Origin of the sequence: Arthrobacter sp. 3Tela_A (assembly GCF_049311025.1) — a bacterium.
GTDB lineage: Bacteria > Actinomycetota > Actinomycetes > Actinomycetales > Micrococcaceae > Arthrobacter_B.
Map to the genome: position 1 here is coordinate 1 of NZ_JAXIOM010000034.1, position 24,038 is coordinate 24,038.

19 protein-coding genes are annotated in these 24,038 nt (G+C 66.4%); 5 read left to right on the forward strand and 14 right to left on the reverse strand.

The genetic code is table 11. The annotated features are described in order from the left end of the window. From TVC13_RS11025 to leuS, 4 genes are all read right to left on the reverse strand, one after another. On the reverse strand, positions 1-1,434 hold a 1,434-nt coding region (locus TVC13_RS11025), incomplete at its 3' end, for a ComEC/Rec2 family competence protein (protein WP_422401254.1). A gap of 430 nt (positions 1,435-1,864) precedes the next feature. Continuing rightward, the gene (locus tag TVC13_RS11030; protein ID WP_422401255.1) at positions 1,865-2,887 is read right to left on the reverse strand and encodes a helix-hairpin-helix domain-containing protein; all 1,023 of its coding nucleotides are present in this window, start codon (positions 2,885-2,887) and stop codon (positions 1,865-1,867) included. Between the two features lie 108 nt (positions 2,888-2,995). Then, complete coding sequence (locus tag TVC13_RS11035; protein WP_422401256.1) at positions 2,996-4,099, reverse strand: DegV family protein; 1,104 nt, start codon at positions 4,097-4,099, stop codon at positions 2,996-2,998. A 2-nt stretch (positions 4,100-4,101) separates the two neighbouring features. Continuing rightward, entirely contained in the window at positions 4,102-6,603 is a 2,502-nt protein-coding gene (gene leuS, locus TVC13_RS11040) for a leucine--tRNA ligase (protein WP_422401284.1), read from the reverse strand. Between the two features lie 393 nt (positions 6,604-6,996). On the opposite strand from leuS, the gene TVC13_RS11045 reads away from it, so the two are divergent. Next, a complete protein-coding gene (locus tag TVC13_RS11045) occupies positions 6,997-8,046 on the forward strand; it encodes a sigma-70 family RNA polymerase sigma factor (protein WP_422401257.1) in 1,050 nt (349 codons plus the stop codon). A gap of 56 nt (positions 8,047-8,102) precedes the next feature. Here the strand turns inward: TVC13_RS11045 and TVC13_RS11050 are convergent, their stop codons facing one another. The 5 genes from TVC13_RS11050 to TVC13_RS11070 all read right to left on the reverse strand — a co-directional run bounded on the left by TVC13_RS11050 (position 8,103) and on the right by TVC13_RS11070 (position 13,857). Then, on the reverse strand, positions 8,103-9,071 hold the full coding sequence (locus TVC13_RS11050; protein WP_422401258.1) for an SDR family oxidoreductase: 969 nt from the start codon (positions 9,069-9,071) through the stop codon (positions 8,103-8,105). Then, positions 9,068-9,994, reverse strand: coding sequence for a bile acid:sodium symporter family protein (locus TVC13_RS11055; protein WP_422401259.1), 927 nt, complete (start codon positions 9,992-9,994; stop codon positions 9,068-9,070). Before TVC13_RS11055 ends, TVC13_RS11050 begins: the two co-directional genes overlap by 4 nt. Then, positions 9,994-11,370, reverse strand: coding sequence for a flavin-containing monooxygenase (locus tag TVC13_RS11060; RefSeq protein WP_422401260.1), 1,377 nt, complete (start codon positions 11,368-11,370; stop codon positions 9,994-9,996). Before TVC13_RS11060 ends, TVC13_RS11055 begins: the two co-directional genes overlap by 1 nt. A 171-nt stretch (positions 11,371-11,541) precedes the next feature. After that, the gene (gene glpK / locus TVC13_RS11065) at positions 11,542-13,068 is read right to left on the reverse strand and encodes a glycerol kinase GlpK (RefSeq protein ID WP_422401261.1); all 1,527 of its coding nucleotides are present in this window, start codon (positions 13,066-13,068) and stop codon (positions 11,542-11,544) included. Between the two features lie 45 nt (positions 13,069-13,113). Further along, on the reverse strand, positions 13,114-13,857 hold the full coding sequence (locus tag TVC13_RS11070) for an MIP/aquaporin family protein (RefSeq protein ID WP_422401285.1): 744 nt from the start codon (positions 13,855-13,857) through the stop codon (positions 13,114-13,116). A gap of 265 nt (positions 13,858-14,122) precedes the next feature. Between TVC13_RS11070 and TVC13_RS11075 the strand changes: the two genes are divergently transcribed. Genes TVC13_RS11075 through TVC13_RS11085 form a run of 3 tightly spaced genes read left to right on the forward strand, consistent with a single transcriptional unit; the run spans position 14,123 to position 17,024 of the window. Next, the gene (locus TVC13_RS11075) at positions 14,123-14,971 is read left to right on the forward strand and encodes an aldo/keto reductase (protein ID WP_422401262.1); all 849 of its coding nucleotides are present in this window, start codon (positions 14,123-14,125) and stop codon (positions 14,969-14,971) included. After that, complete coding sequence (locus TVC13_RS11080) at positions 14,971-15,903, forward strand: alpha/beta fold hydrolase (RefSeq protein WP_422401263.1); 933 nt, start codon at positions 14,971-14,973, stop codon at positions 15,901-15,903. Before TVC13_RS11075 ends, TVC13_RS11080 begins: the two co-directional genes overlap by 1 nt. Next, positions 15,900-17,024 carry a glycosyltransferase family 4 protein gene (locus tag TVC13_RS11085; RefSeq protein ID WP_422401264.1) on the forward strand — a complete coding sequence of 375 codons (1,125 nt, stop codon included), beginning with the start codon at positions 15,900-15,902 and terminating at the stop codon, positions 17,022-17,024. The genes TVC13_RS11080 and TVC13_RS11085 overlap by 4 nt, the downstream gene beginning before the upstream one ends. On the opposite strand, the gene TVC13_RS11090 is transcribed toward TVC13_RS11085, so the two are convergent. Both TVC13_RS11090 and TVC13_RS11095 read right to left on the reverse strand, forming a co-directional pair. After that, positions 17,021-18,034, reverse strand: a complete 1,014-nt coding sequence (locus TVC13_RS11090; RefSeq protein WP_422401265.1) for an NADP-dependent oxidoreductase — start codon at positions 18,032-18,034, stop codon at positions 17,021-17,023. The two genes, TVC13_RS11085 and TVC13_RS11090, sit on opposite strands and share 4 nt — an antisense overlap. A 102-nt stretch (positions 18,035-18,136) precedes the next feature. Beyond that, positions 18,137-18,658, reverse strand: coding sequence for a DinB family protein (locus TVC13_RS11095; protein ID WP_422401266.1), 522 nt, complete (start codon positions 18,656-18,658; stop codon positions 18,137-18,139). 87 nt (positions 18,659-18,745) lie between these two features. Here TVC13_RS11095 and TVC13_RS11100 point away from each other — a divergent pair, with 87 nt between their 5' ends. Further along, a complete protein-coding gene (locus TVC13_RS11100; protein WP_422401267.1) occupies positions 18,746-19,165 on the forward strand; it encodes an Hsp20/alpha crystallin family protein in 420 nt (139 codons plus the stop codon). A gap of 3 nt (positions 19,166-19,168) precedes the next feature. Here TVC13_RS11100 and TVC13_RS11105 read toward each other — a convergent pair whose 3' ends face one another. From TVC13_RS11105 to coaBC, 3 genes are all read right to left on the reverse strand, one after another. Continuing rightward, on the reverse strand, positions 19,169-21,316 hold the full coding sequence (locus TVC13_RS11105; protein ID WP_422401268.1) for a primosomal protein N': 2,148 nt from the start codon (positions 21,314-21,316) through the stop codon (positions 19,169-19,171). Between the two features lie 4 nt (positions 21,317-21,320). After that, positions 21,321-22,547 carry a methionine adenosyltransferase gene (gene metK / locus TVC13_RS11110; RefSeq protein ID WP_422401269.1) on the reverse strand — a complete coding sequence of 409 codons (1,227 nt, stop codon included), beginning with the start codon at positions 22,545-22,547 and terminating at the stop codon, positions 21,321-21,323. A gap of 163 nt (positions 22,548-22,710) precedes the next feature. Continuing rightward, positions 22,711-24,006, reverse strand: a complete 1,296-nt coding sequence (gene coaBC, locus TVC13_RS11115) for a bifunctional phosphopantothenoylcysteine decarboxylase/phosphopantothenate--cysteine ligase CoaBC (RefSeq protein ID WP_422401270.1) — start codon at positions 24,004-24,006, stop codon at positions 22,711-22,713. Positions 24,007-24,038 lie beyond the last annotated feature (32 nt).

Consider the following 24,038-nt stretch of genomic DNA (forward strand, 5'->3'; position numbering starts at 1 on the left):
CCCCCCGGCCCGGCGCGGGGCCGCGGCAGCAATCCCCACGCCCCGGGGGGCCCCCGCCCCCCACGGCAGCAACGCGCCCGGTGCCTGCGCGAAGAAGCGGGCTACACCGGCGACCCATCCTGAGCCGGCGCCTGCGGAGACCAGAAGGGGAAAGTCCAGGGGCGGGGCAAGGTACCCAAGCAGCACGGCGGCCATGCCCGCAATGGTCACGAACGGAACCACCGGGGCTGCGGCAATGTTGGCGGGCAGGGAGTATGCCGGCAGATTCGGTTGGAGCAGGACGAGCACCGGAGAGCACGCGACCTGCGCCGCGAGGGGTACCGCCGTGAGGACTGCCACCGGCTGCGGCAGGAACCGTGCCAGGCCCCCGGACAGGGGCGGACCCAGGAAGATCAGTCCCGCCGTCGCGCACACCGAGAGAATGAATGCATAGCTTCCGCTGAGCCAGGGATCCACTGCCAGCAGGACGGTGGCGCATAGACAGAGCAGTGCAGCCGGGACCTTTCCCCGTCCGGTGAGCACCGCGGCTGTACCGATTGATCCCATGACTGCTGCCCGCAGCACGCTGGCGTCGGGCCGGACTACCAGCACAAAACCGGCCAGCATCAGGACGGCGACGGCCGCAGCGGCCCCCCGCGGAAGGCGGATCAGGCGGGACAGCAGGAAGACGAAGGCCAGCAGGTAACTGCAGTTGGCTCCGGAAACTGCGGTGAGATGAGTGAGCCCGGTGTCCTGCATCGCCGTGGTGAGCTCGGGAGGGGCGGTTGATCTGTCCCCCAGAACCATACCGGGCAGCAGACCCGCGGCATCCGTAGTGCCCAGCGTCTGTGCACGTTCCGCGAATCCCGTCCTCAGGGCCGTCGCAAAGGCCAGAAGCCCGTCTGCGGGTTCGACGGCCGGGGCGCGTGAGGCACGGAGCACCGCAGCTGTGCGGTCACCCGGATCGGAAGCGCTGAGCACACCTGCAGTGGTGAATGTATCCCCCAAATGGATGTCGGCGTAGGCATCGTTTCCGATGACGAGGACAGGCAGCCGGGCAGGTGAACGTTCACCGGCCAGCGTGAAGCTGTGCAGCTGCGCTTCCAGGAGATACCTCGGCTTGCCGCTGAACCGGTCCGCCGCCGCTGCGCGGGCATCACTGGTCGCGACGAACTCACCCGTGATGGAAGCGCCCGATGCCACGGCCGCACCCGCCGGGCCGGCGGCACGGGACACCACAGCCGAACCCGCCGAACTGGCTACCAGGACCAGCACGGCGAGGGGCGCCAGCACGGCAGCGGTTGGGCCGCGGAACTGTGGCTTCCTTCTCCGCCTGGACAGCAGAAGGAGCAGCAGCAGGAGTACCGCACCGGTTGCCGCGGCCAGCAGGCTGAACGGACCCGGCAGACGGACCGCTGCTGCAGCACTCGCCCAGGCGCAGGCAGCAACGGGCACCAGCCGCAATTCGGTATGTGGCCTGAAGTCGCCACCAGCACTTTCGGATCCGGAACGCCCGGGAGCCTGATCGCTCGTCCGGGACCCCAGAACAGAATTGGCCAAGCGCCGCAGGATGGCCGAAATACCGTCCATGCGGCCGCCGGGTGGGCCGCCGGAATAGCTGTTCAGGAGCCCGCCCGGGGAGCTGTTGGAGCGCCGGCTGCGGGAACCGCTTACATCTGGTCCGGCGGCCTCAGCTCCGTTGCCGTCCGCTGGGTCTCTCCTTCCGGGGTACGCCGCGCCGCCTGGGTTGGAACCGGCTCCCTCGCTTGCCGCCACAGTGTAGCGTTCCCAGCGGCTCCGGCGTCCCATCAGGCTGGTCCCCGCAGACACGATTGCGCCGATGTCCTCTTCCCTGAGCCCCGGCACTCCGGCGGGTCCACCCAGTTCACACGGCAACCAGGGGGAGCAGTGCGGCGAGCATGGCCTCTCCAATCCCCGGCACGGCGTCCAGATCCTCAGCGCGCTGGAACGGTCCGTGTTCGGTACGCCAGGCAATGATCCGGGCGGCCAGCACCGGGCCCACCCGGGGCAGCGTCTGCAGTTCAGCTTCCCCGGCCGTGTTGAGGTTGACGACTGACGCTCCGGCACCGGAGCCTGTCCCAGCCGGGGTTCCCGGTGAGGGCTGGACTGGTGAGGGCTGGACTGAGGAGGGCTGGCCTGGGGGTCCGGCGTCCGGCGCTGCAACCGGGCCGCTCGGGTCACCCCGAGCGGGGATCACCACCATGGATCCGTCAGGCATGGGGGCAGCAAGGTTGACCCGGGTAAGGTCGGCTTCACCCGTTGCTCCTCCAGCCGCAGCAACGGCATCGGCAACCCTGCTTCCCTCCGGGATACGCACCAGCCCCGGAGCACCGACGGCGCCGGCCACGTGCACCACAAGTTGGGTGCCCCGGCCGGCCTCTCCCGTTGTTTCAGGTTCGCCGGGTGCCTCCGGAGCATCTGGCTGGCCGGTCCCCCGGTCCGCCTGCGGCTGGCCCTCATCCAACTCATCAGGCCCCGGTGTTCCCGTTGCTGCCGGGTGCCCGCCAGAACCGGCCGTGGCGAGGTTCGAACCGAGTTCCACACTGAGTACCTCGGACGACGCGCGGTCGCGCAGCAGGGGCACCGCAGCGGCTGCTGCCAGCATCAGGCAGGCAGCGAGGATTCCCGCGCGCAGTGGAAATCTCCAGCGCCGTGGGTTCTGAAATGAAACACCCGGATCAGTGCTGGAATCCGGTTCATCTTCCTCGGGATCCGGAAGCTGCCACACGGCCTCGGTGTCCTCCAGCTCGGGACGGCCGCGGGAGTCCGTCCCGACTCCCGGTTGGCCGCCGGGCGGCGGAAGGTCAACGCCAGCGGCACGGCGCCGGGCGGCTAGACGGGACGGCAGTACGGCAGGAGGTTCGGTCTCCCAGCGGTGATTGGCCATACCGGCAACCTACGGTCCCGGAAGAACGGAGAGTTCCCGGCTGAAGGGCGTTGTGAACTGCCTGGGTTTGCGGCAGGCGTTGTGCAGGAAGACTGGGCCGCGGCCGTCTCAGTCGATGTCCCGGTCAGGGTCCGCGGGACGGACCTCCGTCCGGGCCGCCGCACCCGGCGCCGCACCCCCCGCCTCGGTTCCCGCGGCAGTTCCCTCCGCAGGGTCCGCGGAAGCGTCGATGCCGGTCCCAGCCGGAATCCCCGCATCGCCGTCAACCGGCTCCGAGCCGGAATATCCACTCGGCGCAATAGCCACCGCCAGCACCCCCAGGCCGGCATGCGCGGCAAGCACTGCGGGCAGCGGGCAGAGCATCACTTCCGCTTCGGGCAGCTCACGGATCACAGCAGATGCCAGGCGTTCAGCCTCCGCTTCGTTGCCAAAATGGTGGACGGCAACGCGAACCGGACCGGAACGGCGGGACAGTTCCGCCCGGGAAAGTTCCTCAAGCCGGGCCAGTGCCTTCGGCGCGGTCCGCACGCGCTCCAGGGGAACCACCAGGCCGTCCCGGATCGCCAGGATCGGTTTGACCGCGAACAGGGTGCCGAACCAGCCGGCGGCAGCACCAATCCGGCCGCCGCGGCGCAGCTGGTCCAGGCTGGGAACGTAAAAGAGAATATGGGCCGCTTCGGCACTGAAGCGGGCGGCAGCGGCGACGTCGGGCCCCTCCGCGCCCCCAAGTGCCGCACGGGCCGCAGCCTGGACCGCGTATCCCAGGCCCATGGCAACCGACTCCGTATCCACAACGAGCACGGGAAGCTCAGCAGACCTCGCCGCAAGCCGGGCCGAATCGACGGTTCCGGAGAGCTTGGAGGAGAGGTGAACCGAAACGACAGCCTCAAAACCGGCAGCAGCAAGTTCAGCGTAGACGGCCTCAAACTGGCCCGGAGCAGGCCGTGAGGTACGGACTTCCTGGCCCTGTGCAAGGGCTAGCGCTAGGGCACCGATCATTTTGTCAGTGCCCTCGCCGTAGATCTGGTCCCCGATCATCACCGGCATTGAAACAACCCGCACCAGCGAGGCAAGCGCGGGAGTCTCCGCCCACTGTTCAGGCAGGGAACACGATGAGTCAGTGACGACGGCGACGCGCGGACGTAAAGCAGGTTCAGTCCCGGCCTCCCGGGATTTGAACCACCGCCCGCGCAGCGCCGCCCAGTCCATCATGGCTAGGCAGGCACGATGTTTACGAGCTTGGGCGCCTTCACGATGATGGTGCGGATACCGGCGCCGTCGAGCGTGCGCTGCACCTGCTCCGAAGCCAGCGCCAGCTCACGCAGCGCGTCTTCGGTGATGTCTGCCGGAACTTCCAGGCGGTCGCGGACCTTGCCCTTGACCTGCACGATCGCGGTGACGGTGTCCTGCACAAGCAGGGACTGATCAACCGCAGGCCAGCCTGCGTTCGCGACCGACGCCGGGTGGCCCAGAGCGTTCCAGAGGTCTTCGGCAGTGTACGGGGCGAAGAGGCTCAGGATCACGGCCACCGTTTCGGCAGCTTCACGGACTGCGGGATCCGAAGCGCCGGCACCGGCGTCGATGGTCTTGCGGGTCGCGTTGACCAGCTCCATCAGCTTAGCGATCACGACGTTGAACTTGCCGGCGTCCAGCAGCTCAGCGGCGTCGGCGATGGTCCGGTGCGTGACGGAGCGCAGTTTCTTGTCCCCGGAGGTGAAGTCCGCACCGGGCTCGGAGGCCACGTCCTGGCCGAGGCGCCAGGCGCGTGCCAGGAACTTGGCGGAGCCCGACGGCGAGACGTCCGCCCAGTCGACGTCGTCTTCCGGCGGGGATGCGAAGACCATGGTCAGGCGCACGGCGTCGACGCCGTACTTGTCCAGCTGCTCGCCCAGGTCCACACCGTTGCCGAGGGACTTGGACATTGCCTTGCCGCCGTTGAGGACCTGGCCCTGGTTCAGCAGCGCAGTGAAGGGTTCGTCGGCCTCGATCAGGCCCATGTCCTTGACCACCTTGGTGAAGAACCGGGAGTAAAGCAGGTGCAGGATGGCGTGCTCGACGCCGCCCACGTACTGCCCCACCGGCATCCAGTTCCGAACTGCTTCGGGATCAAACGGACCCTCGGTGAAGTGCGGGGAAACGAAGCGCATGAAGTACCAGGACGAGTCCACGAAAGTGTCCATGGTGTCGGTGTCCCGCTTGGCCGGGCCGGCGCAGGAGGGGCAGGAAACGTTGACCCACTCTTCCACGGAGGCCAGCGGAGAGGTGCCCTTCGGGGCCAGTGCCTCACCCTTCAGCCCGGTGGGCAGGGTGACCGGCAGCTGGTCATCGGGAACCGGAACTTCGCCGCACTCTTCGCAGTGGATGATGGGGATCGGGGTGCCCCAGAACCGCTGGCGGGAGAGCAGCCAGTCGCGCAGGCGGAAGTTCACGAACTTCTCGCCGGTGCCCTTTTCTTCCAGGATGCGGATCGCCGCGGGAATGGCTTCGGACTTCGGCAGGCCGTCCAGCTCACCGGAGTTCACCAGGGTGCCCTCGCCGGTGGTGGCGGTGCCGGAAACGGCAGGATCTTCTTCGCCGGTGTCCAGCACCGCGCGGACGGGCAGGTCGAAGGTGCGGGCGAAGTCGAGGTCTCGCTGGTCGTGCGCGGGTACGGCCATGATGGCGCCGGTACCGTAGTCGGCCAGCACATAGTCGGCTGCCCAGACCGGCAGCTTCTCACCGTTGAGCGGGTTGATCGCGTACCGGCCGGTGAAGACACCGGTCTTGGTGCGGTCCGTGGCCTGGCGTTCAATGTCGGAGAGCGCCTTGACGTCCTCACGGTACTGCAGCAGCGCTTCGCGGTGCTCGTCGTCCACCAGGTCCAGGGCCAGCGGTGCATCCGCTGCCACTACGAAGAACGTTGCTCCGTACAGGGTGTCCGGGCGGGTGGTGAAGACGGTGACCTGCTCTTCGGGCTTGTTCCCGGCAGCCTCAATGGCGAACCGGACGTGGGCACCCTCGGAACGGCCGATCCAGTTCTTCTGCATGGCCAGCACGCGCTCAGGCCAGTGGCCCTTCAGCTGCTCCATGTCGTCCAGCAGGCGGTCGGCGTAGTCGGTGATCTTGAAGTACCACTGGTTCAGGGCCTTCTTGGTGACCTGGGTGCCGCAGCGTTCGCAGGCGCCGTTGACGACCTGCTCGTTGGCCAGCACGGTCTGGTCCTTCGGGCACCAGTTGACCGGGGAGTTCTTGCGGTAGGCCAGGCCGCGGTCGTAGAAGCGGGTGAACAGCCACTGGGTCCAGCGGTAGTACTCCGGATCCGAAGTGTGCAGGCGGCGGGACCAGTCAACGCTGATCGCGTAGCGCTTGAAGGAGCCGGCCTGGGTGTCGATGTTGCGGTACGTCCACTCGCTGGGATGCGCGTTGTGCTTGATCGCGGCGTTTTCCGCGGGCAGGCCAAAGGAATCCCAGCCGATCGGGTGCAGCACGTCGAAGCCGAGCTGGCGCCAGTAGCGTGCAACCACGTCGCCCATCGCGAACGCTTCAGCGTGGCCCATGTGCAGGTCGCCGGACGGGTAAGGGAACATGTCCAGGACGTAGCGGCGCTCCTTCGAACCGTCGTCGGCCGGGGTGAAAACGCCAAGGTCGTCCCAGACAGCCGGCCACTTCTTCTCCATGGCCGCGAAACTGTATACGGCCTCTTCCGACTGGTCAGTCTGTGACTGCGTGCTCACTATGCTTCGCCTCTGTCCTCAAGAAAATCCTGGTGATCCGCGGACTCCGGCGTGCCGCCGGTTCCGCCTGCGCTGTTGACTCTTCCCCAGACACACAAAAGCCCCTCGTCAGATGCAAGGGGCTGCCGCGTTTGATACAAACGCGGCTATCTAAGGAGGAGCAATGCGGTCATTTCTCCACTTTACAACAGGCAGCGCCCGACGGCGGTGCCCGGCACAGGGCTGTAACGGACCGGACATCCGCAGTTTCCCCTCCTGCGCTTCAGCCATGCGGCGGAAGGCGCCGGCTACGGCGTATCTTTTGGCCCTGCCTGTGCGTCTACCCGGTAAGGGCATGGCACAGTGCCATGCTTTTTATCAGGTACCGCCATGGGCGGGAGAGCGAGGGGATGCGCAATGACACTGGGAACGGGAACGGACTTCGAAGCCGGCGCGGCAGGCGAAACGCAGGCTTTGGCCGAAAACAGGGTGACCCTGCGGCAGGCCCGCCGCGATTTCCTGGTGGCATTGGAACCGGTCCGGGCTTCGGTGTACGCCTACTGCCGCAGCCTGACCCCCACCGTGTGGGACGCCGAGGACCTGCTGCAGGAAACCCTGACGAAGGCTCTGGCGGAAGCGTCGCAGCGGTATGAACCGATCCGCAATACCCAGGCGTGGCTTGTCCGAATCGCCACGAACACGTGGATCGACTCACTGCGCCGCAGCAGCCGGGTGACCCTTGAGTGGACAGAATCCGCCCTTGACCTTCCTGATGACGGGGCGGCGGATCCACTGGAAGCCCTTGCAGTCGAATCCGCACTGCGTCAGCTGCTGCACCTGCTGCCTCCCCGGGAACGGGCGTGTGTGGTCCTTAAGGATGTGTTCTCCTATCCCCTGGCCGAGATTGCCGAGATCCTGGAGACGACTCCCGGCGCCGTCAAGTCCGCCCTGCACCGCGGCCGGGCCACGCTGCAGGCGGCACGTACGGGCTCTGCAGGACCATCCCCGGCAACCTTGGCGCCCGGAACCCGGGCCGCCGTCCAGCACCCCAGACACCAGGCGCTGCTGCGCCGGCTGGCCGCGGCGTTCAACGCCTACGACATCGACGCCATGGTGTCCCTGTTCCTGGCAAGCGGACGATCCGAGGTGGTTGGCAACGCCACTGAAACCGGACATGAGGAAATCCGTACCGGATCCCTGACGGACACGTTCGGCCCGGACGCCGCAGAGATCCACCGGTCCACAGTCCACCACTTCGACGGCGAGGACATCATCCTGATGTGGGAGCAGCAGAAGAATGCCCCCGGGGCATCTGAGGTGGTGTCGGACGTCCTGCGGGTGCGGCCCGCCTTCGGCACCCCGCTGGTCGCGGAACTAAAGTGGTACTTCTTCTGCCCCGAGGTCCTGGCGGAAGTGGCCGGAGGGCTGGGACTGCCCTTCAAAACCAATGGTGTGAGCTACTTCTAGCCCTTCCGGGGATCCGCTGCCGGCCGCGCAATCCAGTGCGGGCGGCAGCGGCGACGTCATCGTTGCCGGCCCCCCTCGGCGTCCCGCGCTTTCCGGAATTCCAGGAACGCTTCCCGGCTGGTTCGCGTGGGAGTGAAGCCGAACTCCTGTTTCAGGGCTGTGTTGTCCAGCACCGGCCGGTAGCGCAGGAACCGCAGCTGCTCCGGGCCGTGCACGGTGAGCTTCAGCTTCTGACCCAGCCAGAGACCGGCGGCGAGCAGCGGTGCCGGTACGGTAATAGTCCTTTTGCCCATCAGGGCAGCAATCTCCCGGACGGTGAGGGCGCCGTCGCCGGCCACGTTGAAGATCCCGCTCCGGCCGGTGACCACGGCCTGTGCCATGGCATCAGCGACGTCCTGGTCCCAGATAAACACGAACGGAGACTCGCTGCCGGCCACGCGCAGCAGCCGGGGCGCGTCGAACAGTGCCGTGATCTGGTTCCGGACCCGCTCCCCCAGGATCGTGCCGATCCGGAAGATGGTCTGCCGCAGTTCCGGATGCTCAGTGCGCAGCCGAGCCAGTTCCTCTTCGACCAGCCGCTTGTGCCGGGAGTAGGCAAACTCGTCATTGCCGCGCAGCGGATGGGACTCGTTCAGCCACGGCGCATTGTCCGCGTGGTAGCCGTAAGCTGCGCCGGATGAGGAGATGACCACGTGCTTCACCCCGGCCGAGAGGCAGGCGCCCAGCACATTCTGCGTACCGGTAACGTCGACGCGGTATTCCTGCTCCCTGGTGGTGTCCCTGCCCGGATTCACGATCGCCGCCAGATGAACCACGGTGTCGATCCGGTGCTCCTGCAACGCCTTGGAAACGTCCGGGGAACAGACGTCCGCCAGCGCATAGTGAACGCCGTCAACCTTCCGGTCAGCCGCGGGCTCCCGGATATCCAGGCTCAGGACGTGGCTCACGGCAGGGTCTGCCGCCAGCCGGGATACGACGGCGCTGCCCAGGAAGCCGTTGCCGCCGGTCACGCAGACGCGGGTCACAGTGCAGCCTCCTGTGCCTTGGCAGGTTTCCGGGCATCCCGCCGGCGCCACCAGGCAGCCAGCGCCAGTCCCGCCAGGATGTCCCAGATCCCCCACCAGGCGGCGACCATCGCCATCCCGCCCAGCCCCGAGAAGAAGGTCAGGGTGAGGCCCAGGCCCAGGCCCGTGTTGCGGGCGCCCACCTCGAACGTCACCGCCCGCCGGCTGGCTTCATCCAGCCGCACGGCCGCGGCCGCCCAGTACCCCACGGCCAGCGCAACGGCGTCGTGCAGGGCGACCACCAGGAAGATGGTGCCGAGGTGCTCGCGCAGGGGGCCAAGGTTGCTGGCGGTTCCGGCAACGATGAAGGCAAGCAGGGCAACCAGTCCGATCCGCTGCACCCAGGGCCGCAGCCGGTCCGTGAGCTCGGGAAAGCGGCGGGCGAGCGGCATGCCCAGTGCAAACGGCACTCCGATGATCAGCAGGACCTGGACCAGCATTCCGCCGCGGTCCAGTGAAAAGTCCCGCATCAGGGAGTCCGTGGACGGGCTCAGCGCGGCCCAGAATGCCACGTTCAGCGGCATCACGATGATCGCCACCAGGTTGGAGACGGCGGTCATGGACGCGGAGAGCGCCACATCCCCGTGGGCGCGGTAGGTCAGCACGTTCGAAATGCCGCCCGGCGGGCAGCAGGCCACCAGGATCATTCCCAGTGCTATGGAGGCCGGAACCTGCAGTGCCAGGGCAATGCCGACGGTCACCGCAGGCAAAAGGAGGTACTGCGCGGCAATGCCCAGCAGGATGGCCTTCGGACTCCGGGCCACTGTGCGGAAGTCGGCGGGACGGACTTCCAAGGCGATGCCCAGGATGATCACGGCCAGGACCACGTTCAGGATCACCAGCGACCCGGGAGAGAAGTTGAGTACGACGTCGTCGATGGGCATCAGCGGTTCACCTCCGCGGGTGCTGGGGCCGCTTCCGCGGCTGGTTCGATCAGCCGCGCGAGGTGCGCGTCCAGTTCCGCCCGGTAGGCATCCTTGTTCACGTAGTAGCTCATCCGGTCCAGGCCCAGGTAGCGGTAGCCGCCGGTGACATCGGGCGACGGGCCGCTGACTGCGCCGTCGAACACCGCAGCCGTGCCGGGACTTTCCTGCTGGGCTGCGAGGTAGGCCGCCACGAGCTCGGCCTGGCGGTATCTGCCTTCCCAGCCCAGCCCGGAGGCTTCCACCATCCCCACCACCATCAGGTTCTTTGCCTGGCGGCTGAAGATGTTCAGGTACAGCTGCGGCGACGCACCCTTCCAGCCCAGCAGGTCCGAAGACAGGAACGGATAGCTGAGCACATAGCCGGTGGCGCAGAGCAGCAGGTCGTACTCCCCCGATGTGCCGTCCCGGAAGTGGACGGTGGATCCTTCCAGCCGATCGATGTCCGGCTTCACGGACAAATCGCCGTGGCCCAGATGGTGCAGGATCAGGGAGTTGACCACCGGGTGGGACTCGTAAATCCGGTAGTCGGGTTTCGGGAAACCGAAGCGCACGGGGTCGCCGGTGAACATGCGCAGCAGGCGCTTGTCCAGGAACTGCTTCAGCGGCCGCGGCAGCGGCTTGCCCTGGTTGAGCGTGTCAGTGGGCCTGCCGAACACGTACTTTGGCACGAAGTAGTAGCCGCGGCGGACACTGATGTCCACTGCCGCAGCGTGGTGCACGGCGTCCACGGCGATGTCACACCCGCTGTTTCCCGCCCCCACGATGAGCACGCGTTTCCCGGCCAGTTCCGCTGCGTCCTTGTACTGGGCCGAATGCCGGATCTGCCCCGCGAACTCTCCTTGGAAGGACGGCAGGAACGGCGTGTGCAAAGTACCCGAGGCAACGACGACGGCGCTGAAGCGGCCGCTGCCCGGACCGTCCGGCCCTTCCCACGCGAGGCTCCAGCTGCCGTCGGCATCCGGAACGGCACTGCTGACCCGGGTGCTGAACCGGATCCGCCCGGTGAGCCCAAAAGCCGCCGCGTAGCTGCGGAAGTAGTCGAGCAGATGCCGGTGGCCGGGATAATCCGGTGTTCCCTCCGGCATCGGGAATTCAGCGAACTCCGTGGTGGTCCGGGAGGAAATCAGGTGCGCGGATTCGTACACCGTGCTCGCCGGATTGCTGATGTTCCAAAGCCCGCCGACGTCGCTGTGCGCCTCAAAGCCGACGACGTCGAGTCCGCGTTTGGAGAGGGCACGCATGGCCGCGAGCCCGCTGGGGCCGGCACCGATCACCGCTACCGGCAGCGGACGCCTCTCCGTGCGGACCTCGTTTGTACCTGCTGTTGCTGCCACTGCGACCCGCTTCTATGTGATGTGCATCACCCTTGATGCTGCCAGCACGTTACCGGCCAGCGTTCCTGCAGGTCAAACGCAACACACTCATGAATCGGTACGCAAAAAGCCGCTCCTGGATCCGAAGATCCGGGAGCGGCCTTTTCCGGCTGGGAAGCCTGGCGCCCTGTGCTAGAGGACATCCTTGTCGACCCAGTCAAAGGTGCGGGTCACGGCCTTGCTCCACAGCCGCATCTGACGGTCACGCTCGGCCCCGTCCATACTCGGAGTCCAGCGCTTGCCCTCGTTCCAGTTCGCTGCCAGCTCGTCCGTGTCGTTCCAGAAACCAACCGCGAGTCCCGCCGCGTAGGCAGCACCCAGGGCAGTGGTTTCAACAACTTCGGGACGCACTACGTCCACGCCGAGGATATCCGCCTGGAACTGCATCAGGGCGTCGTTGGCGACCATGCCGCCGTCGACCCGCAGTTCCGTGAGCGGTACGCCGGAGTCTGCGTTGACAGCATCCAGGACTTCACGGGTCTGGAAGGCGGTGGATTCGAGTGCAGCGCGGGCAATGTGGTTCTTGTTCACGAACCGCGTCAGCCCAACGATCGCGCCACGTGCGTCCGAGCGCCAGTGCGGTGCGAACAGGCCGGAGAACGCCGGAACAATGTAGACGCCGCCGTTGTCCTCCACTGCGCTGGCAAGCTGCTCGATTTCCGGGGCGCTCTTGATGATGCCAAGGTTGTCCCGCAGCCACTGGACCAGGGAACCGGTCACAGCAATCGAGCCTTCGAGTGCGTACACCGGTGCAGCGTCGCCAATCTTGTACGCGACGGTGGTGAGCAGCCCGTTCTCGGACATCACCTTTTCCTCACCGGTGTTGAAGATGAGGAAGTTGCCGGTGCCGTAGGTGTTCTTGGCATCGCCGACGCCGAAGGCGGCCTGCCCGAAGGTGGCAGCCTGCTGGTCACCGAGGATGCCGGCAACCGGAGTCTCGCGCAGCAGCTGGGAGCCGTGCACCTTGCCGTAGATCTCGGAGGACGAACGGATTTCCGGAAGCATGGAGGCCGGAACACCGAAGGTGTCCAGGATCGACTGATCCCAGGTGAGGGTGTCCAGGTCCATGAACATGGTCCGGGAGGCGTTGGAGACGTCGGTGATGTGCACACCGCCGTCGGTCCCGCCGGTCAGGTTCCAGGTAACCCACGAGTCGGTGTTACCGAACATCAGGTCACCGTTTTCAGCCTTCTCCCGGGCTCCCTCAACGTTGTCCAGGATCCATTTGACCTTGGTTCCGGAGAAGTAGGTGGCAAGCGGCAGGCCCACGGTGTCCTTGAAACGGTCCAGTCCGCCGTCCTGTGCCAGCTCGTCAACGATCGGCTGGGTCCGGGTGTCCTGCCAGACGATTGCGTTGTACACGGGCTTGCCGGTGTTCCGATCCCAGACCACCGCGGTTTCGCGCTGGTTGGTGATGCCGACGGCGGCGATGTCGTGCCGGGTCAGGTTTGCCTTGGACAGTGCGGTACCGACGACCTCGCGGACGTTGGTCCAGATCTCCATGGGGTCATGCTCAACCCAGCCGGCGCGCGGGAAGATCTGTTTGTGTTCCTTCTGGCCGGTTGAAACGATCTTGCCGTCGTGGTCGAAGACAATTGCACGGCTGCTGGTAGTGCCCTGGTCAATTGCGATCACGTACTGCTGTTTGCTGTCGGTCACGTGGGTCTCTCCTTTGAGGTTTTGGCGCTTGCGGACGGAGAACTGCTAGACGATTTCCGGGAGCGGAATGATGCCGCCGGCCCAGCCGCCGAGTGCGCCGCCGAGCAGCGGCCCAACGACCGGAACCCAGGAGTAGGCCCAGTCGCTGTTGCCCTTGTTCTTGATGGGCAGCAGTGCGTGGACGATACGCGGGCCGAGGTCACGTGCCGGGTTGATGGCGTACCCGGTGGGGCCGCCGAGCGAAGCGCCGATACCGACCACCAGCAGGGCGACGGCCAGCGGACCGATCTCCGTGGGCGTCCCGGCGAAGGCGACAATGACGAACACCAGCATGAACGTGCCAACAACTTCGGTGACGACGTTCCAGCCGTAGGAGCGGATTGCGGGACCGGTGGAGAAGACACCCAGGATGTTCGCCGGATCCTGTTCTTCGTCGAACTGCTTCTTGTAGGCCAGCCAGGCGACAAAGGCACCGATGATGGCGCCGAGCATCTGTCCGCCGAAATAGGTGAGGGTGGATCCGATAGTTACGGCGACGCCAGGTACGAATTCGTCGGCACCGCCGGTAATGACACCTACCGTCACTGCGGGGTTGATATGTGCCCCGGACATCACGGAGAGATAGACGCCGGCGAACACGCCGAGCCCCCATCCCCAGTTGACCATCAGGAAGCCGCCGCCGTTGCCTTTGGTTTTACCCAGGGCAACGTTGGCGACCACACCGCAGCCCAGGACTATCAGCGCTGCTGTACCCAGCATTTCGCTGACAAAAACCTCTCCAAGAGTCACCATCGACTACTCCGATCCATTAGTTGTGCCATTTTGTTGGGGGTAAGCAGGGATGCAGGTCCCGCCACGGGGCACCGGCGTGGAACGGGGGCATTTTTCACCTGCCGCAGCCTGTCGGCGCACTGTAAGGCCCTATGCAATCAATCTTTTTCCAGAAACGCCATGACTTTAGGGAAACTGCTTGTCAGCAGGCGTTTACAGGCCCTTCACGCTACACGCGGCACGGCAGGAGCGCACGCTGGGTGGACGTCGGTAGAGTTGCATCATGGATCCGGCACCAAAACTGACACCAAAGCTGACATTGAACAACGGCGTACTCATGGACCAGGCGGGCTACGGAACCTACAAAGTTCCCTCACAGGATGCAGCGCCGCTGGTCAGCTCCGCCCTGTCCCTGGGCTACCGGCACATTGACACCGCTGCCCTGTACGGCAATGAACAGGGTGTGGGCGACGCGGTCCGTAATTTCACCGAGACCGGCCATGTGGTCCGCGAGGACCTGTTTGTCACCTCGAAGGTATGGAACACGGACCATGGCTATGACTCCGCACTGCGGGCCTTCGATACCTCGATGCAGAAGCTGGGCTTCGAATACCTGGACCTGTACCTGATCCACTGGCCCTGCCCGGACCGCGGCCTGTTCACCGAAACGTACCGGGCACTCGAGAAGCTGTATTCGGAGGGGCGGATCCGGGCGATCGGCGTCTCCAACTTCAACCGTGAACACCTTGAAGAACTGCTGGACGCGGCCTCGGTTGTTCCCGCCGTCAACCAGGTGGAACTGCACCCCTGGCTCCCCCAGCGGGACCTGCGTTCCTTCCACGAAGCCCACGGTATCCGCACCGTCGCCTGGAGCCCCCTGGGACGCGGTGCCGTACTGGCGGAGCCCGCCGTCCAGGAGATTGCCGGCGAAACCGGACGCACGCCGGCCCAGGTTGTGCTGCGCTGGCATGTCCAGGCCGGACACACCGTCATTCCCAAGGCCAGTACCGAAGAGCGGATGGCGGAGAACCTGGACATCTTCTCCTTCGAGCTCAGCCCCGAGCAGGTGGCAGCCCTGGACAGGTTGGAATCCGGGCGCCGCACCGGTTCCAACCCCAGCGAGGTGAACTGATGCTCCTGCAGCGGCACCGCACTGCGTCCCGGTCAGGCGGTGCACCTGCACCGTTCCGGCGCCGGGCCAGCGTTCGAACCATCGCCGTCGAGGGCTCCGCGCAGCGGTTCTGGGACTTCCCCGCCGCAGACCCGGGCACTGCTGCTCCCGCAATTTTTATGGTCCACGGTTTCCGCGGCGACCACCACGGCCTGCTGCGCCTGGTGGAGGCACTGCCGAATAACCGGGTTATCCTGCCGGACCTTCCCGGGTTCGGCCAGGGTGCGGTCCTGCCCGGAGTGCACGACGCCGCTGCCTACGCGGGTTTTGTCCGCACCGGTTTTGATGCCCTGGGCCTGGGCCCGGACACCGTCATGCTGGGTCATTCCTTCGGCTCGATCATCGCCGCCCGGACAGCGGCCGAGCACCCGCAGCTGATCAGCGAACTCATCCTGGTCAACCCGATCAGCGAACCGGCGTTGGAAGGCCCCAAAGGGTTCACCAGCAAACTCGCGGAACTGTACTACCTGGCTGCTGCCAGGCTCCCGGAGAAGCCCGGGCGGGCGCTGCTGGCGAACCCGGTGATCGTCCGCGGCATGAGCATGCTCATGGCCAAGACGAGGGAGCCCGGGCTGCGGCGCTGGATCCATGCCCAGCACGACGCCTACTTCAGTGCTTTCGCCTCCCGCGCCGTCGTCCTGGAGGCCTTCCGCTCCTCGATCTCAGAAACCGTCCGCGACTTCGCGCCTCTGCTGCAGATGCCGGTGCTGCTGATCGCCGCCGACCGTGACGACATCGGATCGGTTCCGGCCCAGCGCCGGCTGGCAGCACTGGTCCCTGATTCCGAACTTGAGATCCTCGAAGGGGTGGGCCATCTGGTCCATTACGAGGCACCGGATTCAGCCGCCGCCCTCATCACGGATTTCCTGAGCCGGAGGCACCGCTCGGCATGAGAATTGTCTTTGACGCCCGCTTCACCCGCACCGACCAGCACGACGGCATCAGCCGCTACGGCGCCAGCCTCATGGAAGCCGTAGCCCGGCACACCGATGTGCGGATGCTGATCAGTGATGAACGGCAGCTGGCACTGCTGCCCCGTCTGCCCTGGACCAAGATCAATTCCCCGCTCTCCCCTGCCGAGCTGTTCGTGTCCCGGCACGTCAACAGGCTGGGCGCCGACGTCGTGGTCTGCCCCATGCAGACCATGGGCAGCTGGGGGCGGCGCTATCCGCTGATCCTCACCCTCCACGACCTGATCTACTACCAGAACCCGACGCCGCCGGGTTTCCTGCCGCCGCCGGTCCGCCTGCTGTGGCGGCTCTACCATTTGGCCTACTGGCCCCAGCGGCTGCTGCTCAACCGCGCCGACGTCGTCGCCACCATCTCGGAAACGACCCGCGGACTCATGGAGCGGCACCGGCTGACCCGGCGCCCGGTACGGATGGTTTCGAATGCTCCCCAGCCCGGTACGGTACCGCGGGACGCGTCCCGGCTCCCGGAGAAATCCCTGCTCTACATGGGTTCCTTTATGCCGTACAAGAACGTCGAGACAATCGTGCGCGCCATGGACAAACTGCCGGGCTATACACTGCACCTGCTCAGCAGGATTTCACCCGCCCGGCGCAGTGAACTTGAAGCACTCTGCGCTGATCGGTCCCGGGTGGTGTTCCACAACGGCGTCACCGATGCGGAGTACGACGCGCTGCTGCGGCGTGCCACGGCACTGGTCTCGCTTTCGAAGGCTGAGGGCTACGGCCTGCCCATTATCGAATCAATGGCGGCCGGCACTCCGGTGATCGCTGCGGACACTCCCATCTTCCGGGAAGTCTCCGGCGGTGCTGCCGTGCTGGTGGACCCGGATAGCCCGGATGCCTTTGCACGGGCCGTCGGCTCGCTGTCTGATCCGGACCGCTGGCGCGAAGCGGCCCGGGCCGGACTGGCCCGGGCCGCAGCGTACGACTGGGAGGCTTCCGCCGGGCAGCTGCTGGACGCTGCAGCTGAAGCGTCCCGGCTGTTTGCGGCCCGGACGCCGAAGACCACGGCCCGGAGGAACGGGATCCGGAAGAACTCCTAGCCCAGCCGGACGATCATCTTGCCGGTATTGGCGCCCTTCATCAGGTCAATAAAGGCCTGTGGAGCGTTTTCCAGGCCGTCGACGAACGTCTCGTCGTAGGTGACGCTGCCGTCCCGGAGCCAGCCGGCCATCAGGGACGCGAATTCTGCGGTGTACTGGTTGTAGCTGTTGGCAATAAAGCCCTTCAGGGTCAGTTCCTTGCCGATCGCTTGGAAGAGGTTGCGCGGTGCACTCTGCGGCTCGGTGGCGTTGTAGGCGGAAATGGCGCCGCACATGGCAACCCGCCCGTACTTGTTCAGCACGGAGATTGCAGCCTCCAGATGGTCCCCTCCGACGTTGTCGAAGTACACATCGATTCCACCGGCACCGGCGGCTTCCTTCAGCTGCGCCTTCACCGGCCCGTCGTGGTAGTTGAAGGCGGCGTCGAAACCGAGTTCACGCAGGCGGCGGACCTTCTCCTCCGAGCCGGCACTGCCGATGACCCTGCCCGCGCCGAGTGCCTTGGCGATCTGCCCGGCCATTGAACCGACGGCCCCAGCCGCACCGGAGACAAATACCGCGTCACCTTCACGCAAATCCGCCACCTTGGTGAGGCCCGCCCAGGCCGTGAGCCCGGTCAGGCCCATGGCACCCAGATAAGCACTGGCCGGTGCGATGCCGGTATCGATGACACGGGCACGTTTGGCATCGAGGACCGCATAATCGCGCCAGCCGAGGTTGTGGAGGACAGTATCCCCGGCCTTGTGCGTTTCAGCGCGTGATTCGACGACTTCGCCAACAGCGCCGCCCTCCAGCGGGGCGTCAAGCTGGAAGGGCGGAACGTAGGACTTCACGTCATTCATGCGGCCGCGCATGTACGGATCAACCGACATCAGGGTGTTGCGGACCAGGACCTGTCCGTCCTGCAGTTCCGGCACCGCCGTCTCGGACAGCCGAAAATTCTCATCAGCCGGCCAGCCTTCGGGACGGGCAGCAAGCTGAATTTCACGGCTGGTTGCAGGGTAGGTCATGGATCTCCTCTCAGGCACCGGACTTACCGGGCACGGATAGAACATAAGCAACCTGTCTATCATGCGCTGTGTCCTGCCCGTGACGGCCGGAGCACTACCTGCTTACCTGAGGCGGACATCCCAGAGGTGATGGGCGGCGTCGTGCATAAAGTACCTGGCCAGGGACTCAACGGTGAACGTGCTGCCGTCAGAGCGGAGGCCGCGGCGTGAGCGGTCCTGGAGCTCGACGGCGGCAAAGGCATCCGCCGTCGCCTCGGCTTCATCAAGCAGATCTGCGGCGACCCGGGCCGGGTCCTGCTCGCCGTACCGTTCCGCGACTGCCGTCGCGTCCTGGTCCCAGTCGGCGAACTCCGCGCCGTCAGTATCCACCATCAGCAGCAGGCGCATCCGATAGACATTGCACAGGTCCCGGACGTGGGCCGCATATTCAAGCGGCGACCAGGTGCTCTCATTCGGCCGCTCCGCCGCGTCCGGACGCTCCAGCACGGACTGCCACCCTTCGGCGTTGTCCAGCAGCAGCTGCGGGATGTCTTCGTAAGCAATCTCCGAGGCGGTGAAACCGCACTCAGGGCAGGTGCGGTCCAGGACCCAGATCCAGCTTTTCTTGTCGGGAATTATGGCCATTGCCACACTGTAGAGGATTCGGTTTGGGAACCGCAGCACTCCTAGAATTGCAGCACCGGAAAGTTCTTCTGCCAGGAGATGATATCCATGCCGAGCGGGGTTGCGCCGCAGGACCACGAACGGATAAGAGCGGCGCTGGAAGCCCGCAGCCAGGCACGGGGCGGCACCGCCGTCGACCTGTACCGGCACGACGGTTTCCTTGTCCTTAACGCCGACCTCCCCGGAATTGATCCGGGCTCGCTCTTTGTGGAGCTGGACGGCAACGCCCTGCTGATCCGGGCCCACCGCAGCCTTCGCGGCATGGACAGGACAACCCGCTGGAATGTCCGCGAACGGGAGGACGGAATGATCCTGCGGCGGATACCGGTGGGTGAAGGCGTGGATCCATCCGCAGTTGCACCGCACTACTCCAACGGCGTACTCAGCCTCCACATCCCGCTGCGGCCGGCCATGCGGCAGCGCAGGGTACCGGTGCAGTACCGGGAACCGGCCGGCGAAGCTGCGTAGTAGCTACAGACCGTCCGGGGCATCCACGCGAATATAGACCGGATCACCGGTCCGCCGGGCTGACAAAGCGGCCTTGGCAGCCCGCATCGCCGGGGTGATGGCCGTTGCTTCGCTGTACGGGAAGAAGCACAGGGTCCGCCAGCGGGGAACGGTTTCGCCTGCGCCGGGGGCCGGGGGCTCCTCGACGGGAGCTGGCCCCACAATGCGGGCGCTTTCGGGCAGGTCCAGCCGTGACACAAATCCGTCCAGGCCCTCACGCGAGCCGGTGAGTTCCGCGTAGCGGACAGCGGGCGGCAGGCCCAGTTCCCGCCGGAGGGCCAGTTCGCGTTCGGCTGCGCCAGCAGGATCCCAGCGCAGCAGATGGCCCACAGTCGCGGTATCGTCCGCGGTAACCACTACCACTCCCCCGTCGCCGGCCGGACGGACCAAAGCGGCCGCGGTTAGCCAACGGCGCAGGGTCTCTTCCTGGGCGCGGAGAGACTGCCGGGAAAGCATGGCGGTCCCGTCCAGCAGGAGCGCGGCGGCATACCCCGACGGCGCCACGGGCTCAGCGCCGGGAGTCGCTACGACGAGGGCCGGCGCATCCGGAACCTCGGCGCGGATGTGGTCTCCGGCAGAAGACACCACAGTGACGGACGGGAAGGCGCGGCCGAGCTCTTCGGCCGTCCGCCCGGCACCTGCAGTTGAAGCACGGAGCCGGAAGCTGCCGCAGTGCGGGCAATGCCAGCGCGGTTCGGGGCGCGCGCACCACCGGCAGGCGGGCGGCGAGTTCCGTCCGGCCTGCGCCAGCGGCCCCTGGCACTGCCGGCAGCGCGCCGGTTCCCGGCAGTCCTGGCAGGACAGCGCCGGGGAGAACCCGGTTCTGGCAACCTGAACGAGCACGGGTCCGCGCTTCAGACCATCCTGCGCGGCCTTCCAGGCAGCATGCGGAATACGTGCACGGGCGGCCAGCGGGTCCCGTTCCTGGTTAAAAGTGTCAGCTGTGCTCATCACCCGGGCGGTGGAGGAACGCACCAGGGAACGCTCGGCATTCAGCGGTGCGGCCCAGCCGGATTCAAGCAGCCGCTGGGCTTCGGTACTGCGGGTATGGGAGGCCACGAGCATGGCTGCGCCCGCGGCTTCCGCCCTCAGCAGGAGCACATCGCGGGCGTGCTGGTAGGGGGCGCGCTGCTCGGCATGCAGGTCATCGGCGTCGTCCCAGATACAGACCAGACCGAGGTTGGCCACCGGCGCGTAAGCCGCTGAGCGGGTGCCCACTGCCACTGTTGCGTCACCGTAGAGCAGCTGGAGGAAGCTGCGGTACCGGGGCGTGGGTCCGTCCTCGCCGGTGAGCCGTACCGCTGTACCCGTCGGCACCCGGCCCTGAAGTGCGTCCATGACACGGGCCAGGTCTTTCTGGTCCGGAACCACCACGACGGCGCCGCGTCCGGAAAGCACGGTGGCTTCCACGGCGGCGGCGATCTCATGGGGCCAGGCGTCGGGGCCGTAGCCGCGCAGTGAGCTGAGGACGGCACGGGGGCTGTGCCCGGCAGCGAGGTGGCTCAGGAAACGAGGCCCGTGCGGGTAGCGCCGGAACGGATTTTCCGGCAGCACGTTTTCGGCCGCAGCCTCCGGCGCTGCGGATTCCGCTGCACGGTCCTCCGGCACCGTCGTACCGGCCTTGGGCACCCGATCCGCGAATTCCTTCTCTACCCGGGCCACCCGCGGCGGAACTGCCACCCGGAGGACGTCATGGACGGAACCGGCGTACCGCGCCGCCACGGCCTGGGCCAGCGCAAGAACCTCAGGGCTGAGCACCGGGACCGGCGAGACGACCTTTCCCAGGTTCACCAGCCGCGCCGTGGTGTCAGTTGATCCAAGCCGTTCAGTAAGGAAACCGGCCAGTTCCTGCCCGCCGAAACGGACCTTCACCCGAACACCGGGTGCGGCGGCTTCGCTCAGTTCCGCCGGAACAAGGTAGTCAAAGGGCCGGTCGAGATGCGGCAGCGGGGAATCAAGCAGCACCCGGGCAATAGGCAGCTCCGGAGCCGGCTGGGACTTGCCCACCGGCGCCGCAGGCGGGGTAAACCCGTGCAGCAGGGACAGCTGCACGGCTTCCTCCGCTGAAGCACGCTGTCCCTGGGGCGCGCGCTGCGGCGGATGCTCTCCCATGGGCCTAGGCGTTAAACCAGCGGCGCAGTTCCTCGACCTTGTCGAGGCGCTCCCAGGTGAAGCCTTCATCCTCACGGCCGAAGTGGCCGTGCGCTGCGGTCTTCTGGTAGATCGGCCGCTTCAGGTCCAGGGCGTTGATGATGCCCAGGGGACGCAGGTCGAAGACTTCATTGATGGCCTTGGAGATCTGCATCGGATCCACCGTCTCGGTGCCGAAGGTCTCTACGTAGATGCCCACCGGGTGGGCCATGCCGATCGCGTAGGCAATCTGGATCTCGGCCCGGCGGGCAAGACCTGCAGCAACTACGTTCTTGGCGACCCAGCGCATGGCGTAGGCGGCCGAGCGGTCAACCTTGCTCGGGTCCTTTCCGGAGAAAGCCCCGCCGCCGTGGCGGGAGAATCCGCCGTAGGTGTCAACGATGATCTTGCGCCCGGTCAGGCCCGCGTCGCCCACGGGGCCGCCGATGACAAAGGGGCCGCCGGGGTTGATGATGTGGCGGACGCTGGAAGTGTCCAGTTCCGTTCCGGCCAGCACGGGGTTGACCACGTACTCCACCATGTCCCGGTGCAGCTGTCCCTGGTCCAGGTCAGCGGCGTGCTGGGTGGAAACAACCACGGAGTCCACCGAGACCGGCCGGTCGCCGTCATAGCCGATGGTCACCTGGGTCTTGCCGTCAGGGCGCAGGTAGGGCAGCGAACCGTCCTTGCGCACCTTGGTGAGCCGCTCGGAGAGGCGGTGGGCCAGCCAGATGGGCGTGGGCATCAGGACGCTGGTTTCGTCGCTGGCAAACCCAAACATGATGCCTTGGTCGCCGGCGCCCTGGGCGTCGAGCGGGTCCACGGTGTCACCCGAACGGTTTTCCACCGAGTTGAATACGCGTGAGGCAATCTCCGGGGACTGCTGGCCGATGGAAACGGAGACGCCGCAGCGCGCGCCGTCAAAGCCGTTGGCCGAGGAGTCGTAACCGATTTCGAGGATGGTGTCCCGGACCAACTGAGGGATTTCAACGTAGCCCTCGGTAGTGACCTCGCCGGCAACATGCACCAGACCGGTGGTGACGAGGGTCTCCACGGCAACGCGGGATTCGGGGTCGGCCTTGAGCAGGCCGTCGAGGATCGCATCGCTGATCTGGTCACAGATCTTGTCCGGGTGACCTTCGGTCACGGACTCTGAGGTGAACAGCCGCAGGGCGCTGGATTCGGCGGGGGCAGTCGTATTGCTGGAAGTCACGGGTTTACTCTACTTCGTTCCGGGGACAGTCCCCGTTCGGGGTCAGGCCGTGCCATGCACGGTCATCTTAGGTCGCATTGCTGCACAGGAAGTCATACGGATCCCTGCCCGGCCACCGTGCGCGAAAAAGCAGGTGCCGGTAAAGGAAGGGTCTGGGAGGGTTTTATCCGGGAGGAACCGGAGCGGCTGCGGAGTCCGGTGCCGTGGATTCCGCCAGTTCGACGGCGATCCGCTGCACCAGGTGCTGCGCGATTTCAGTCTTGCTCCCGGTCAGCACGGGTGGCTCGACGCCGGGGTCCTCCTGCGGTGAGAGGATGCGCACTTCCGTGCTGTCCTGGCCGAATACCAGCGACCGGCCAACCTGATTCAGGACCAGCAGGTCACAGCCCTTGCGTTCGAGTTTGCGCCGGCCGTATTCAAGTACCGAGCCGCTGCCGTCACCGGTCTCCGCTGCGAATCCGACAATCAGTGCCGGCCCGGCGCCGCCGGCGGAGCGGTTCTGCACGGTTTCAGCCAGGATGTCCGGGTTGCGGACCAGGGTGATCACCGGGTCTGTGCCGTCATCGCGCTTTTTGATCTTGGTGTCCGCGTTTTCCCCGGGCCGGAAGTCGGCGACGGCGGCAGACATCACCAGCACATCGGTGGACCGGGCAGCTTCGTGGACGGCGTCGCGCAGCTCAAGTGCGGTTTCAACCTGCACCAGTTCCACACCCTCGGGGACGGGAACTTCCAGGTGTGCTGCAATGAACCGCACCTGGGCGCCTTCGGCAACGGCCGCGGCCGCAATGGCTGCGCCCTGTTTGCCGGATGAGCGGTTGCCCAGGAAACGCACGGGATCCAGGGGTTCACGGGTGCCGCCGGCGGTGACCGTTACCCGGCGCCCGGCCAGGAGGCCTTCGGCGGGACCGGCAGTTGAGGCCGCTGCGGCCGGAGCTTCACCGGCAGCGGCCAGCGCCGCGGCGAAGATGTCTTCCGGTTCGGGAAGCCGGCCGGGCCCTGAATCCTTGCCGGTGAGGCGTCCGGTGGCCGGTTCCATCACGACGGCGCCGCGGGAGCGCAGCGTGGCCACGTTGGCCCGGGTGGCCGGATGGTTCCACATTTCGGTGTGCATGGCCGGAGCAAAGAACACCGGGCCGCGTGCCATGAGCAGCGTGTTGGTGAGCAGGTCCGAGGCGAGCCCGGCAGCTGCCCTGGCCAGGAGGTCGGCGGTGGCCGGCGCCACCACGATCAGGTCGGCCTCATGGCCGAGCCGGACGTGGTTAACGGTGTCCACGGCGTCGAACACCGTGGTGCTGACCGGGTGGCCGGACAGTGCTTCCCAGGTGGCTACGCCCACAAAGCGGGTGGATGCCTCGGTGGGAACCACCTGGACACTGTGGCCGGCTTCGGTGAACAGGCGCAGCAGTGACGCTGCCTTGTAGGCGGCAATACCGCCGCCCACCCCCAGGACAATGCGCACGCCTGTCCTACCTCCTAGCCGTAGGTTTTGTG